We start from the raw sequence: 14,890 nt of genomic DNA, 5'->3' as shown, positions 1-14,890 counted from the left end.
CCGGTGCTGACCATCTGTCGGGCCATGGTTTATCCAAATGGAAACACCATATTCCCGAGTGAAATGGAGATTCAAATGACCGAATATCGCAAAACATCCGAAGCCGTCGCGGCCTTATCCCCCGAGCAATATCGCGTGACGCAGCAGAGCGGCACCGAACGGCCCGGCACGGGCGAATATCTGAACAACAAGGATCCCGGCATCTATGTGGATATCGTCTCGGGCGAGCCGCTGTTTGCGTCGTCCGACAAATATGAATCGGGTTGCGGCTGGCCGAGCTTCACCAAGCCGATCGAGCCGGCGAATGTCGCCGAGCTCAACGACACGACCCATGGCATGATCCGCACCGAAGTGCGATCGACACATGGCGACAGCCATCTGGGGCATGTGTTCACCGACGGCCCCCGCGACCGCGGCGGCTTGCGTTACTGCATCAACTCGGCTTCGCTGCGCTTTGTCCACCGCGACGATATGGTAGCGCAGGGTTATGGCGCCTATCTGGACCAGGTGGAGGACATCGCATGAGCATCGAGCGCGCAATTCTTGCCGGCGGCTGCTTCTGGGGCGTGCAGGACCTGGTGCGCCGGCAGCCCGGCGTGATTTCGACCCGCGTCGGATATTCGGGCGGCGAGGTGGAGAATGCCACCTACCGCAACCATGGCAATCATGCCGAAGCGATCGAGATCCTTTTCGATCCGGCGCTGACAAGCTATCGTGCCCTGTTAGAATTCTTTTTTCAGATCCACGATCCGACGACGAAGAATCGCCAGGGCAACGACGTCGGCGCCAGCTATCGCTCGGCGATCTTCTACACCAGCGATGAGCAGAAGGCGGTGGCCGAGGACACGATCGCCGATGTCGACGCCTCGGGACTCTGGCCCGGGAAGGTCGTCACCGAAGTCAGCCCGGCGGGCGCCTTCTGGGAAGCCGAGCCCGAGCATCAGGATTATCTGGAGCGCATCCCGAACGGCTATACCTGCCATTTCGTGCGCCCGGGATGGACGCTCCCGCATCGTGCCGGCGCCTCGCTTTCGGCCGAATAGGTCGATGACCAGGCACGGGGCTCTCTCCCTAGCGCGAAACGTCCTGCGCGACCGATGTCATGCGGCTCATCGCCGTCCGCGAAAATGGCGCAAAGTCGCCATGGAGACCATGTTTCAGCGCAGACAGCGCCAAGCCGTGCCCGGCCGCCTCCGCCAGGCTTTTCCCGGACCACAATCCGTCGAGGACACCGGCGGCAAATGCATCGCCGGTTCCGATCCGGTCGATCACCGGCGTGATGACCATGGCATCGCTCGCCCCGCTTTTGTCGCGGGTGTCGATCCGTGCCGTCAGCCGGTGCGCGTCCGGCCGCATAATCTCGCGCGCCGTGGAGGCGACATATTCGAGCGAGGGGAAATGATCGAACAACGCGAGCGCCCCCTCGCGCCGCCGATCTTCGCCATCGCCCGAAAATTCGCGGCCCGAAAGCAGCCCCGCGTCGCGATGATTACCGAACAATAGCGTGGCCTGTGCGACGATCGGTTTCAATATGGCGGCCGGATCGGGCTGCCAGCGATTCCACAGGCGTCCGCGCCAATTGCCGTCGAACGACACGCCGATCCCGGCCGCCCGCGCGCGCGTCACCGCTTCGAGTACGGCGGCGGCGCTGTCCGGCCCCAGCGCGGGGGTGACACCCGATACGTGCAGCCAGCCAACGCCGTCGAGCAAATGGTCCCAATTCCAGTCGTCCGGCCTCGCCTCCGCAAAAGCCGAGCCGGCACGGTCATAAATGACCTCCGCCGGGCGCATCGGGCCGCCGGGCAGATGATAATAGAGCCCGATGCGACCCGCGGGACGGCGTATGGGCGCGACATCGACGCCGTGCCGGCGCATTTCGCGGAGCACGCCGTCGCCGAGCGGCCCTTCGGCGACGGCGCTGATCATCGCGGTCTGGTGCCCAAGCGCCGCAAGCGCGACCGCAACATTCGCCTCGGCGCCGCCGACATGCGCGTCGAATCGCGCCGATTGCAGCGGCAGTTCGCCGTGCGGAACCGAGACGCGCATGACGACCTCGCCAAAACAGGCGATGGGTCCGCGGGGTGCGATCATGATGTGAATCCGGTTTCCTGGACAGCGATGCAGGCAATGCGGGCCCCCGCGCCGAAGCGCGCGGTCGCGGTTTGACCGATATCGATCGGGTGAACGCCGGTGATGGCTCCGGCCGAAATCCACTGCCCTGCTTCGAGTTCGATGACGCCGCGCCGATGAAGTTCGACGAGGAAGTTGAGCGATCCCCATGGGCCGTCGAGCACGTCAATCGCGCGCCCGGTCCCGACCGTCGCGCCATCGATTTGCGTTTCGACGATCAGCGTTGTGAATTCGTCATGGTCAAGCCGCGGCCCAAGCAGCAGGCCATTGTTGATGCCGATATCGGCGATGATGCCATAGGGCGCATGGGCGTGGACGTCGGGCGCGGGCGAGCTTGCGACCTCGAATCCGGCGCGGATCTCTTCGACATATACTGCGCCATCGTCGATGCCGATGATGCGCCCATCGGGCACCGCGCGAAGGCGCAGCATCACCTCGGCCTCAATGGCCCCCGCCCCGCTGGCGAACACCGCCGCTTTGCCGGGCGTGTCGCCGTCGAGTTCAGCCACGCCCAACACGGGCCCGGCGAGGCGAGCGGCGCCCAGGACGTCGATCAACGCCGACGGGATGCGACCGACCTTCCAGCCGAGGACAGGCGCGCCCAGCTCGGCGGTCAAGCGCTGTTGCATGGCGTAAGCATCTGCCAGCGTTGCGGGCACCGGAGAAGGAAAGGCCGGGAGTGCGCGCCCCGAACGGCGTGATTCGAGTAAAGCCGCCACCGGATCCGGTGCAACCGGCGAAGGCGAAGGGCCGGACGTCACGCCAGCTTGGCGCTCAGCAGATAACGTTCCCGGCTTTCGGCGGATTGGCGCCGCAGTTCGACGATCGCCCGTTCCTCGGTCTCGTCGAGCATCGATTCGATCAGGCGGTTGAAGTGGCGCCGCATCGCCAGCCGCGCCCCGGTCGCGTCGCGCTTGCGCAGCGCCGCGACGACATCGGCATGTTCGGCCTGTCGTGCGGCACCGTCCTTGCGGCAGACGAGCGAATGGCTGCTCCGAACCTCGGGCAACTCCATCCGCATCCGCCACAGGCTCTCGATCACGTGGATGATCGCCTTGTTGCTCGACGCCGCGGCGATCGTCATGTGAAACTCGCGGTCGATCGCGCTGATCTCTTCCTCGCTCTTGCTGTCGTCGGCCATCGCGACGAGCAATTCATCGAGCTTTGCCAGCGTTTCGGACGAGATGGTCGGCGCAGCAAGTGCCGCGGCTTCGGCCTCGAACAGCGAGCGCGCTTCGGTGAGCTCGAACGCGCTGACCTTGGGCAGGATGGCATTGTCGCCGGGCAGGATCGCCTCGACATAGGCACCCGCGCCGGTGCGGATATGGATCCACCCCGTCGCCTGCAACGCGATCTCGGCCTCGCGGATCGTCACGCGGCTGACCTCGAACCGTTCGGACAGCTCGCGCTCGCCGGGCAGCCGCGTTCCCGGCGGAAAGGTTCCGTCGAGAATCAGGCGCCGGATCGCGTCTGAAATATCTTCAAAAAGGCGGCGTTCGGCCATGATCAATCGTCTCCCCGCAGGATTGCGGGTACGGTCATACAATTTGGTATGACAAGTTTGAAGAGCCGCATCGCGCCGGCCATCAGTTTTTCGTTTCACAAGCCGATGCGACCAACAGGGCGCGTCCGCACAGGAAGGCGATCGCCCGCCGCGACACTTCGGCCCGGGGCTCGGGCGCGAACTTGCCGTGCCCGCCGCCGCGCACGACGAACAATTCGGACGGCACCGCGCGCGCATCGAGACGGCGCTTGAGCTCGATCGACTGGGCGATGGGCACCACCGGGTCGGCATCGCCATGGGCGATGAAAACCGGCGGGCTGTCCCCGGCGATCCAGGCGACCGGCGACATCGCCCGCTCGGTCGCGGCCGCTTGCGCCCCATCGCCGATCCAGTTCGCCACCGTAGGATGCCGCGCCCCCGACCGCGACGCGATGCCGGTCAGGTCGGTCGGTCCATAGAAATCGAGGATCGCGGCTACGGCAGGACCGCCGCGGCATTCGGCGCTGTCGATATCGTTCGCCGCAGGTAGCAGACCCGCCATAAGCGCCAAATGCCCGCCGGCCGAGGTTCCGGTCACGATGATGCGGTCGGGATCGAAGCCCAGCCGCGCCGCGTTGGCGGCAACCCAGTGGAGCGCGCAGCGCGCATCCTGCACGGCGGCCGGTGCGCGCGCCACACCCGCAAGACGATATTGCACCGTCACCAGCGAAAGGCCCGCCGCCATATAAGGGCGAAACCCCGTCCAGTCGGCGGGCTGCGCGCCGCGCGCCCAGCCGCCGCCGTGGAAATGGATCAGCACCGGACCGGGCGCCGTCGCCGTATCGGCATGGCGATAGACGTCGAGATGCAGCGCCCTGCCCGCGACCGTGCGGTAAACGACGTCGCGCTCGATCTTCGCCGGCTCGACCGCTTCGGACGCAGCGGCGGGCGGCGCCGCCGCGGCCAACAGCAAGGCGATCGGACCGTGCATGCTTTCGCCTAGATCCGCGCCCGCAGGCCGATGAAATATTTGGAGCCATAATAATGATATTGGCGGCTGCTGCCATAGACGGGCATATAGGTCGCCTTGGGCTCGTTGAAGAGATTGAGCGCCTCGAACCGCAGCGACACGCCCTTCATCAGGTCGAGCGACGCGCGGAAATCGACCGTCTCGCTGGGCCCGACGTAACGCAGCTGGCTGTTGCCACCTACGAAATCCTGATAATATTTGCTCCGGTAATTGTAGATTGCCTGGAGCGACACCGGGCCGATCTCATAATAGGCCTGCGCCGACAGCACATGCTTCGAATAGCCCGACAGGCCCGCCGCAGGGATGATCCCCGGCGAGACGGTTTCGGTTTCGGGATCATATTGGTCGCCAAGCCGGACGTCCTGATTGGTGAAATTGGAATCGGCATAATTATAGCTGACCTTCGCGCCCAGCCCGTCGAGCGGCTTGGGCAGGAAGCTGAAGCGCGTCGCAGCGGTGAGTTCGAGGCCATAGATGCGCGATTTGTCGGGGCTGTTGCGCGTCTGCGTCACCGGCGCGGTCACCGTCTGGCCGTCGATGACAAACTCCTCGTCGAACACCACCGGCTGGAATCCGCCGTTGAACTGCTTGTAATAGAGCGTCGCCGACAGGAGGCTGTCCTTGTTCGGATACCATTCGATCGCGGCGTCGGCGTTCCACGACATCAGCGGTTTCAGGCGCGGGCTGCCGTTGGCGCGAACATTGCCGATCGCTTCCTCGACCGAGGTGAAGTTGTCGGCGTCAATCTGGAAGGTGCGGCCGGCGCCAAGCGCGCTCGGCGCGGGGCGCGACATGGCGCGATAACCCGCGACGCGCAGCAGCGTGTTCGGCGCGACTTCGAAGATCGCGTTGATGCTGGGCAGGATGCGCGTGTTGCTGCTCTTGATCGTCACCGTTTCGAAATCGCCGGTGGTGTCGAGGCGGATCGTGCCGTCGCCATTGTCGATGATGGTGAGGTCGCTGCGCAAACCGTTCGAGGTCACGTCGGTCTTGACGACGCGCACGCCGATATTGCCGCGCACCGGCATGTTGCCAAGGTCGGCGTCGTAATCGGCCATGACATAGCCCGCGTAGGTTCGTTCGGTGACGTCGCGGTTCGCGGGGGAGCGTTTGTCCGCGAGCGCGCCGGGGTCTTCGCTGCCCGTATATTCGCGGAACAGGCAGTCGACGTCGAAGGTCGCCCAGCTGTTGATGCTGTTGCCGCTGGCGTCCGACAGGAAGCCGGTCTGCGGGAAGGCCGGGTTGCGACATAGATTGTTGATCCGGCGCTCTTCGTCGAGGTCGGTGGTGAGGTCGAAACCCTCATTGCGCACATCATAGTCGCGGAAGGTCATTTCCGACCAGCGGACCCCGGCGGACAGCTTGCTGAAAAAACCGTCCATTTCATATCCGGCATCGAAGCGGCCGGCGATAATCTCGTTATGCCGGCGGCTCTGGTCGCGACGAAAGCGCGCATCGTCCCAGAACAGGTCGTGATCATTGAGGTCGAAGCGCGGATCGATCGTGATCGTCGGCACGAAGCTGCCCGGCGTGATCTCGTAGGTATAGGGGATACGCATGTTGTTAAAGACGGTCGTGTCGCCGTTGAGATCGCGCGGATCGGTGCGCAGGCGGACATTGCGTTCGTCCTCCACGCGAATCGTGCGTGAATAGCTGCCGTCGACCGTCAGCGTCAGCCGGTCGCTCGGTTGCCATTCGACCGACAGGCCGCCGCCCAGATATTCCTCGGCGCGCGACAGTTCGGACCCGTTCGATTCGATCGCGCTCTGCCCGCTCAGGCTCTGGACGATGCCGTTTTCGTCATAGACGACGTCGGTCAGGCTGCGCCGCGCTTCGGAGATGTTGAGGTCGCGGCGGCTCTCGACGAAGGTGCGATCCGAATATTGGACGTCGAGGTTGATGTTGAACTGGTCCGACGGCCGCCACTGGATCGCGCCGAAGATCGCATCGCGCTTGTCGGTCTCGCTGATCTGGCGGAAGGTATAGGCGTTGGGGACGAGGTAGAAGGGATGACCCTCGCCATAATCGTCGCGGCCATATTCGGTACAATTATTGTTGGTGACGACAAGGTCGGCGCGGCACGCCGTCCAGGTTGTCGACGCGGCATAGGTTTCTTCGGGATTATTGGTGTCGTTGCGCTGGACGCCGATCGCGATGCCGATCGTGTCGTTCGCGAACTGGTCGACATAGCTCAGCGTCCCGCGCCAGCCGATGCCGCCCTCGCCCACGATGCGGTCGCCATAGGGATTATACTGCGCCTTGACCTCGCCCTGGATGCGGCGCTTGCCGAAATCAAGCGGACGCAGGGTGCCGATCTCGATCGTGCCCGCGACGCCGCCTTCGACAAGGCTCGCCTGCTGCGTCTTGTAGATCTTGATATTGTTGACGAGTTCCGAGGGGAACTGGTTGAAATTCACCGAGCGGTCGCCGCTGCCGTTGGTCGCGTCGCGGCCGTTGAAGGTCGCGTTCGAGAGGAAGGGACCGAGGCCGCGCAGCGCGATTTCGGACGCGTCGCCCTTTTCGCGGTGCGTCGTCGCGCCGGTGATCGTCTGAATCGCCTGCCCGACCGACAGCGCCGGAAGGTCGCCGATATCGTCGGCCGACAAAGCATCGACGATCGCGGTTTCCTCGCGCTTGGTGTTGATCGAATTCTGGATCGTCTCGCGGATGCCGGTGACGATAATCGCGTCCTCTTCGCTTTCAGCCTGCGGCGGGGGCGCATCTTGCGCCATCGCGGGCGTCACAGCGATCAGCAGCGTCGAACCGGCGCCAGCCAGCAAGGCGGCACGCAGAATGCGCGCGCGAATCGGATTGCGAGAATTCACGTCGTCTCTCCCTGTATATGATTTTGTTCTGACCAATACCGTCAATCATGGCTGCAATTTTGTCAACCATTATGTATGGCAAATTGGTTAGTCCAAATTGCCATACATGCTTTTAGCGCACAAGCTGGCTCCGAAGCGCAGGGACGGCACGCGCAAGTGCCTGGGTCACCAGCTTGGCGGTGACTTCGGCGCCGACATTGCCGAGATGCGTATAGTCGAACTTGCGCGTCACCTGCCCGCGCGCTCCGTCGCCGGGGATCGGCGGGGGCGGAGGCGGCGCGGGGCGTGCGGTCAGCGTCGTTCCGGCTTTTGCGGCGGCGAGTTCCTCGGCCGTCGGCGGCTCCTGCGCGAGCTTGGTCGCCATCTCGGCGCCCATATCCTGCGCCTGTGCGGCGCTGAGCGCGTTCAGATCGACAAGCGGAACGTCCATTGCCTTCGCGACGCCGCGGATCTGGTCGGACCAGCTCGCGAGCGTATTGCGGAGCTTGCCCTCGCGAAACTCGCGCCGCGTCAGCGGGGTCACAAGCACCGGGGTGGCGCCCGCCGCCCGTACCTCCTCGACAAAGCGGCGAAGGTTCGCGGGAAACTCGGTCGTCTCGTCGGTCCAGCGTTCGGATTTCGACGACTGGTCGTTGTGCGCAAACTGGATCAGCACCCAGGTGCCGCGATAGCCCGGCACCTTCGCCTCGGCGAGCGCGATGTCCCAGCTGCCTTCCTGCCGGTAGCTGCGCGTCGAGCGCCCGCCGCGCCCCGTGTTGAGGCACGCGACCGACGATTTGACATGATGCGCGCAGAACGCCCCGCCCCAGCCGCTGTGCGGCGCCATGGTGGAATCGCCGACGAGGATGATCTTGTACGGCTCGAGCGGCGGGGCGTCGGTCCGCTCGCGCGTCTGCGCCTGCGCCCCGCTTGCGAGCAGCACGCAGGCGGCGGTTGTGACGATCCGGCACATCACGAGAAGCCCAGCCCGCCGTTGATGTCGAGGCACACGCCCGCGAGGAAGCTCGCCGCCGGCGACGCCAGATAGACGATCGTGTCGGCGACCTCGTCGGGATGGCCTTCGCGGCGCAGCGGCGTATTGTTCGCGGTTGCGGCGCGGCCTTCCGGTTTTGAGAAGAGGTCGTGGAAGCTGGTGCCGATCAGGCCGGGACAGACGGCGTTGACCCGGATGCCCTGCGGCCCGAGTTCCTTGGCCATCGCGCGGGTATAGGTCATCAGCGCGCCTTTCGCGGTCGCATAGACCGACGCGCCGGGGCCGCCGCCGTCACGCCCCGCGAGCGACGAGACGTTCACCACCGCCGAGCCTTCGCCGAGGAAGGGCTGCGATGCCTGGAGCACGAGGAAGGCCGATTTGAGGTTGAGCGTCATGACATGGTCGAAGAAATCCTCGTCCATCTCGCCAAGCGTCTTGCGCGCGACCATGCCGCCCGCAAGGTTAACGAGGATGTCGAGCCGGCCGCTGAACGCGACCCCGACCTCTTCGAGCATCGCCTTGACCGCGGCGCTGTCGGTGACGTCGGCCTGGATGAGGAAGGCATCGCCGCCCGCGTCCAATATCGTCTTCAGCGTGTCCTCGGCGGCGTCGCGGCCGCTGTTGTAGTTGATCGCGACGCGCACGCCGGCGCGCGCGAGCGCGATCGACACCGATCGGCCGATATCGCGGCCGCCGCCGGTGACGAGCGCGGTTTTCCCCTGGAGAGTCATGCAGTTCAATCCTTAATCTTGGTTGCGGGTGGGTCGGGTGGCGACTGGTGCGACGCGTCCGCCAACCAGCCAGAAGCACAGGAAGGAAATGGGCACGATCGCCGCGCTGAGCGCGAAGATCGGCGCATAGCTCGTCTCGGTGAGCGAAGGGACGAGCCAGGTGGTGATCAGCGTGCCCGCGACCGCGGCGGTGCCGCTGATCCCCGCGAGGCTGCCGACTGCGCCGCCGCCGAAATAGTCGCTCGGCAGCGTCTGGATATTGCCGATCGCCATCTGGAAACCGAACAGGATGCACGCGATCAGCAGCACGGCGTTGAGCGGTTCGCTCGCGCCGATCGTGAAGAGCAGCGACGGCAGCATGATCGCGCAGCCGATGCCGATCGTCGTCATGCGCGCGCGGTGCACGCTCCCGCCGCCGCCGATGATCTGGCCCGCGAGCCAGCCCCCGAACAGGCTGCCGAGCATCGCGCCGACGAACGGCACCCAGGCAAAGAGGCCGATCTGCTTGACGTCAAAGCCAAAGGTTTCGGCGAGATAGATCGGCAACCACGACACGAAAAGCCACCAGACGGGGTCAAGGAAGAAGCGCGACAGGATCACGCCCCAGCTCTGCCGATAGCGCAGCAGTTCGCCCAAGGGCACGCGGCGGCTGTCGTCGCGGCCCGCCTCGGTGCGGCCGGTCAGAATATAGGCGCGCTCTTCTTCGCTCAGCCCCGGATGCCTTTCGGGGTCAGCCTTGTAAAACCAGAGCCACGGCACGAGCCAGATGAAGCCGAGCACGCCGATGAGCAGGAAGGTGCCGTGCCACCCAAACTGGACGAAAAGCAGCGCGATGAGCGGCGCCGAGATGATGCCGCCCAGCGACGCGCCCGCGTTGAAAATCCCCTGCGCCAGCGCCCGCTCGCGCGAGGGGAACCAGAGCGCGTTCGCCTTCGCCGCGCCGGGCCAGTTGCCCGCCTCACTGACGCCGAGCGTCGCGCGCAGCACCATCAGCAGCGGCATCGAGCGCACGAGCGCGTGCGCCGCGATCGACAGCGACCAGATTACAATCGAGATGGTGAAACCCATCCGCGTGCCGATCGCGTCGAAGATGCGCCCGAACAGCGACTGGCCAAAGGCGTAGAAGATCATGAAGATCGTCACGAGCAGCGCATAATCTTCCTTCGATGCGCCGATTTCCTTCGACACTTCGGGCCACATCACCGCGAGCGCGTTGCGGTCGATATAGTTGATGACGGTGGCGAGCGCGATCAATGCGATCACGCACCAGCGGAAGCGACCCTTGATATTGCTCATTTCTTCGCTCCGGTCTTGGCGAGGTCGAGGCGGCCGACGGGGCCAGTCCAGGCGAGTGTGCGGCCATCGATGGTAACGCTGTGCCGCGCGGCGGGCGCGACATCGTCGGCGACCGCGACCGCGATGCGGCGCCCGTCGACCAGCGTGACGATGACCAGATCGGCGCCCTTTTCGCGGCGATGGTCGAGCCCCGTCACGCGCGAACTGCTGGCGACGACGGTCTCCGCCGACGCGTCATAGGCGCCATGCGGTTCGAGCAGGCTGACGAATGTTGCATCGGCGGCGCCCGCGACGCGCTGGATCAGCGCGGGTTCGCGGCGCAGGTTGAACTCGGGATCGTTCGCCCCGCTCTCTGCGACGATGAAGTTGGCGCCCGCGGGCGGCAGCATATGGTATGAGTAGAAACGGCTGCCCTGCATCCATGTCAGCCGCGCCTTGCCGGCCTTGGTCCCCACGCCGTCGACCCACAGATGCTGGTAACCGTTCGCCTTGCCGAGCACCGGGCGCTCGGCGAGATTGCGGTCGAGAGCGATGTCGCTGTCGATGATATGTCCCGAAAAATGCAGCGGCAGGTCATAGACATGCCTGCCGCTGCCAGTCCCGTGGAGGATATCGAGCGTGAGGGGATTTGAGAGACCATCGACTTCGAGGAGCAGCAAGGCGCGGCGGATTTTGACATCCTTATACGCGCTGTGGATTTCGCCGATCGCGTAGCGAGTGGGCCCTTCGAGCGCGGCGGCGAGCTGGCGGGTGCCAAATTTTTCGCCAGCTTTCCAATCGCCTGCGAAGTGGCTTTGCTCATCGACGACTAGCGTATTGTGCGCGATCGTCGCGCTCGCCCAGCTGTCGTTTTCGGGCAGATAACGTCCGCCCTGCTTCGCCTCGACATTCAGGAAGCGCGCCGCGCCATAATCGGTGACAACCGCGCCGGTCTCGTCATAATAAAGCCAGCCGAGCCGGTCGAAATGGCCGTGCCCCATGCCCTGCACCGTGTTCTTGGCCACGAGCAGCGGTCCCGTCGGGTCGGCTTTGGTCCGCAGCAGGACGAGCGCGCCGCCCTTGCCGTCGGGACCGTCGGAGAGCAGCCGCGAGCCATAGGGCCATGGCTTCGCCTTGCCCGCGGCGAGGTCGGCCGCCATCGCCTGCCCCGCCGGGGTCAGCACGGTGCGCCCCTGCCAGTCGGCGATCGACAGGAAAGCCGGATCTTTCGTGGCGCCATAGGCGATCGCGACGGCGTGATAGAGTTCCTCGGTGCGCAGGCTCTTGTCGGGCATCGCATCGTTGATCGGCAGGAAATATCCGTCGTGGGTCAGGTCGATCGCGGTACGGATCGCTTTCAGCACGATGCCGCCCCGATACTCGAAAATCTTCCGCTGGGGATCGTTCGCCGCGATTGCCGCCGCGAAGACGACGAAAGGCTGGAGCGCATAGCGCTGATAATAGGGCCCTTCGGCATAATAGCCGTCGGGCGAGAAGAGCAGGTCGAGCTGGCGCAGGAAGCCCGCCTTGCCGCTCTTGTCGAGCCCGAGCAGCGCCTTGTCGACAAGGTCGCGGTCGCCGAGCAGATAACCCGACAGACCAACACCCGCCGCAGCCCAGGTCGCGTGATTGTGGATACGGTTGATGACCTCAGGCGACTCGTCGGACAGGAAGCGCGCCATCGGGCGGATCACTTGATCGTCGATCCGCTTGCGGTCGGCGGCGGAAAGCGCGCCGCGAATCTCGGCATAGCCCTGCACCGCGTTCACCAGAAAGACGCTGTCGTTCAGGCTCTGCCAGAACAGGCGTCCCGGCACCTGGTTCGACGCCGCGGGGTGCGGCCCCAGCCCCGGATAGAGATCGGCATAGGCGAGCAAAAGGTCGCGAACATGGTCGCGGTATCGCGCCTCGCCGGTCAGGCGAAAGAGCTGGCCGCCCTCGAAGATGACGCGGTAATTGCGCTTGTGCTGTTCGTGCGTGAAGCCGCCGCCCGGATCCTTGGGGACGGGCACGTTGATGCCCGCCCGGATAGCCGCGTCGACGTCACGCCGCGCACGCTCGACCTCGGACGCGAAGAACGGCGCATAGGCCTGCGCCGAAGCGGCGGGCGGGGTCTGCGCGGCGGCGGGGATGGCCGGGAGCGTGGCCGCGGCGAGCAGGAGCGCGAGCGTACGAGTCACGGGCGCGCCTCCACGACATTGCCGATCAGCCGCCCACGCGGCGGCCCTTTCCACATCAGTTCCTCGATGCGGGGCGCGGGGGTCGCGGCAAAGGCGTTCGACGCGATCCGCGTCTCGGGCGCGCCGACCGAATGGATGACGACGATGCCGTCCGACTTGGCGAAGCTGTTCTGAGCGATGTCCGTGTGCTGGGCGCCCGAGATACGCAGCGACGCGCCGCCTGCGCCGCTATTGGCGACGCTCGATCCGGTCATCGCGAACCAGGGGCCGAAGGTGCTTTCGTCACTGCCCTTGCGCAAGAGGTCGGCGACCATCGCGACGCCCGCGAAGCGGCTGCCGCCGATCGTCAGCCTTTCCATCGGATACCAGCCCTTCGGTTCCTGCTCGCCAGTCGCGGCGACGACGACGCCCATCGCGGCGAAATCGCTGTTCGTGATCGTGACATCGTCGGCGAAGGTGCCCGGCGCCATCGCGATCCCGTCGATCCGCCCCTTGCCGGGACCGCGTACCGCCACGCCATCGAACGCGATACTGTAGTTGGGCGCAACGCCCGCTTCGACAGCGACCAGTGCGCCGTCGCCGGGCGCGGCGCTGGCATCGATCGCCAGATTTGCTAGCCGCAGTCCGCCGCCGCCCGCGATCCGCGCGAGGCGCGACGCGACGCGCAGCACCGGCTGCGCATCCTTGGCGCTGGCGATGGTCAACCGGCGTTGCACGGTCAGCGGCGCAGCGATGTCATAGGTGCCGGTGGCGAGCGCCAGCGTGTCGCCGGCCTTCGCTTCGGCGACCGCCTCGGCGAGCGACGCGCCCGCTGCGAGCGACACGGTGCTTCCCGTGCCGAACGCCGCTTCGCGGGCGTCGCCGCGATACCAGCCGGCGCCAACCTCTTCGCGCGTAACGGGCTTCAGGTCGCGCGGCGCGCCGACCGCCGCAAACGCCGGATCGGTGGGGTAGAGCAGCCCATTGGCGGCCCGTTCGAGTTTGATCTCGCGTTGCTCGATACCGGCGGTCAACAGCGGTTTTGCAACCCTTGCCTCGACATTGCCCGCAAAGGCGATGCCGCCGATCTCGCCTTCGGCGCGGAACGGATCCTGCCCCTTTGCCCCGACGATCAGGTTGCGCTCGAACTTGCTGCCTGTCGGCGCCGCCGAGCGTTCGGCGTCGGCGCCGGCCGCGAGCGTGATGCGGGCGCTGTCGATGATGCTGTTGCCCTCGATCCGCGCGTTCGCGACCTGATGATAGCGGTTGGTCACCGAATTGGGGACGCCGTTCATCACGCTGACCGCGCTCTTGAATGAGGTGCCGGCGAGCCCCTCGAAATAATTGTCGCGCACCACCTGGTCGCGGTTGATCACCCGCACCCCGCCGGTGTCGGGCACGCCCTTGCCGAGGAAGATGTTGCGCTCGATCAAATTGCCGTTGCCGTGGCGCAGCACGAAGGCGCCCTGCGCTTCGAGCACGAGGTTTTCGCGGACGATATTGCCGCCCGATTTGACCGAGACGATCTCGACCTCGCCGCTCGTCCGGTCGAAGATGTTGCGCTCGACGATCGTATGGCTGTCGGACAGCGATTCCTCGCTGGTGCCGATACGGATCGTCTCGCCGCCGTTCGAGCCAAGCGGCGGGCGCGGGCCGAAATAATTATGATCGATGCGGTGGCGGTTATCGAGCGGATCGCCCGCGCGGCGGATTACCGCAAGCGTTACGCCCGCGTTGGTCTTGCCCCCGAAATGCGAATGATCGACACGGTTGCCGGTGCCGTAAAGCGCAACCCAGATATCCTCGGCGCGCCGGTCGGTCTTGCTGAAACCGTCGATGACCACTTCGGTCACGCGGCTGTCGGTGGCGAGCGTTTTCGAATCGCGGCGGAAACTGATGACTTCGCGGGTCGGGCTCGCGCCATTCTTGAACACAAGGCCAGAGACGAGCAGGTGGCGGCCGCCGATGCGCAGATTCGACTGGCCGGTGAGCAGCACCTTGCCCTTGGTCTGCGCGGTCAGCGCAATCGGTTTCTCGGCGGTACCCGTCCCGGTGAAGACCATCTGGAAATCGCGCCATTCGCCATCGGCGAGGATAATCGCGTCGCCCGGCTGCGCCTTTGTGACCGCCGATTTGAACTGGGCCTGATCCGATACCAGCATGTCGCGCGCGAGCGCCGGATGCGCCGCCGAAGCCAGTATCGCCACCGTTAGAACCGCCCTTATCTGCGCCATGCCTCGCCCTTTTTATGATTCTTGATCGCTGGACTATACAAGAGGTAGGA

The 14,890-nt window shown here is 65.4% G+C and carries 12 protein-coding genes; 2 read left to right on the top strand and 10 right to left on the bottom strand.

The features are described from left to right. Positions 1-75 precede the first annotated feature (75 nt). On the top strand, positions 76-525 hold the full coding sequence (msrB, locus tag SKP52_RS04125; protein ID WP_039572052.1) for a peptide-methionine (R)-S-oxide reductase MsrB: 450 nt from the start codon (positions 76-78) through the stop codon (positions 523-525). Further along, positions 522-1,043 carry a peptide-methionine (S)-S-oxide reductase MsrA gene (gene msrA, locus SKP52_RS04120; RefSeq protein WP_039572049.1) on the top strand — a complete coding sequence of 174 codons (522 nt, stop codon included), beginning with the start codon at positions 522-524 and terminating at the stop codon, positions 1,041-1,043. The genes msrB and msrA overlap by 4 nt, the downstream gene beginning before the upstream one ends. Positions 1,044-1,071: 28 nt before the next feature. Here msrA and SKP52_RS04115 read toward each other — a convergent pair whose 3' ends face one another. The 10 genes from SKP52_RS04115 to SKP52_RS27540 all read right to left on the bottom strand — a co-directional run bounded on the left by SKP52_RS04115 (position 1,072) and on the right by SKP52_RS27540 (position 14,840). Further along, positions 1,072-2,091, bottom strand: coding sequence for a sugar kinase (locus SKP52_RS04115; protein ID WP_039572046.1), 1,020 nt, complete (start codon positions 2,089-2,091; stop codon positions 1,072-1,074). Continuing rightward, positions 2,088-2,759: a hypothetical protein gene (locus SKP52_RS04110; protein WP_052207795.1), complete on the bottom strand. Its 672-nt coding sequence runs from the start codon at positions 2,757-2,759 to the stop codon at positions 2,088-2,090. The genes SKP52_RS04115 and SKP52_RS04110 overlap by 4 nt, the downstream gene beginning before the upstream one ends. Positions 2,760-2,887: 128 nt before the next feature. Further along, complete coding sequence (locus tag SKP52_RS04105; RefSeq protein WP_039572042.1) at positions 2,888-3,634, bottom strand: FadR/GntR family transcriptional regulator; 747 nt, start codon at positions 3,632-3,634, stop codon at positions 2,888-2,890. Between the two features lie 82 nt (positions 3,635-3,716). Then, entirely contained in the window at positions 3,717-4,604 is an 888-nt protein-coding gene (locus SKP52_RS04100) for an alpha/beta hydrolase (RefSeq protein ID WP_052207793.1), read from the bottom strand. Positions 4,605-4,612: 8 nt separating this feature from the next. Beyond that, the gene (locus SKP52_RS04095) at positions 4,613-7,468 is read right to left on the bottom strand and encodes a TonB-dependent receptor (RefSeq protein ID WP_052207791.1); all 2,856 of its coding nucleotides are present in this window, start codon (positions 7,466-7,468) and stop codon (positions 4,613-4,615) included. A gap of 112 nt (positions 7,469-7,580) precedes the next feature. Beyond that, positions 7,581-8,420, bottom strand: coding sequence for a rhamnogalacturonan acetylesterase (locus tag SKP52_RS04090; RefSeq protein ID WP_039572038.1), 840 nt, complete (start codon positions 8,418-8,420; stop codon positions 7,581-7,583). Continuing rightward, the gene (locus SKP52_RS04085; RefSeq protein ID WP_039572036.1) at positions 8,420-9,172 is read right to left on the bottom strand and encodes an SDR family NAD(P)-dependent oxidoreductase; all 753 of its coding nucleotides are present in this window, start codon (positions 9,170-9,172) and stop codon (positions 8,420-8,422) included. The genes SKP52_RS04090 and SKP52_RS04085 overlap by 1 nt, the downstream gene beginning before the upstream one ends. Positions 9,173-9,184: 12 nt before the next feature. Next, on the bottom strand, positions 9,185-10,468 hold the full coding sequence (locus SKP52_RS04080; RefSeq protein WP_039572033.1) for an MFS transporter: 1,284 nt from the start codon (positions 10,466-10,468) through the stop codon (positions 9,185-9,187). Further along, positions 10,465-12,627 (bottom strand): heparinase II/III domain-containing protein, encoded by a 2,163-nt coding sequence (locus tag SKP52_RS04075; protein WP_039572030.1) that lies wholly within the window; start codon positions 12,625-12,627, stop codon positions 10,465-10,467. The genes SKP52_RS04080 and SKP52_RS04075 overlap by 4 nt, the downstream gene beginning before the upstream one ends. Further along, entirely contained in the window at positions 12,624-14,840 is a 2,217-nt protein-coding gene (locus SKP52_RS27540; RefSeq protein ID WP_039572027.1) for a polysaccharide lyase 6 family protein, read from the bottom strand. Before SKP52_RS27540 ends, SKP52_RS04075 begins: the two co-directional genes overlap by 4 nt. Positions 14,841-14,890: the final 50 nt, after the last annotated feature.

Origin of the sequence: Sphingopyxis fribergensis, assembly GCF_000803645.1 — a bacterium.
Classification (GTDB): Bacteria; Pseudomonadota; Alphaproteobacteria; order Sphingomonadales; family Sphingomonadaceae; genus Sphingopyxis; species Sphingopyxis fribergensis.
The sequence above is the reverse complement of the archived record's forward strand: the minus strand, read 5'-3'. Positions and strand labels throughout refer to the sequence as shown.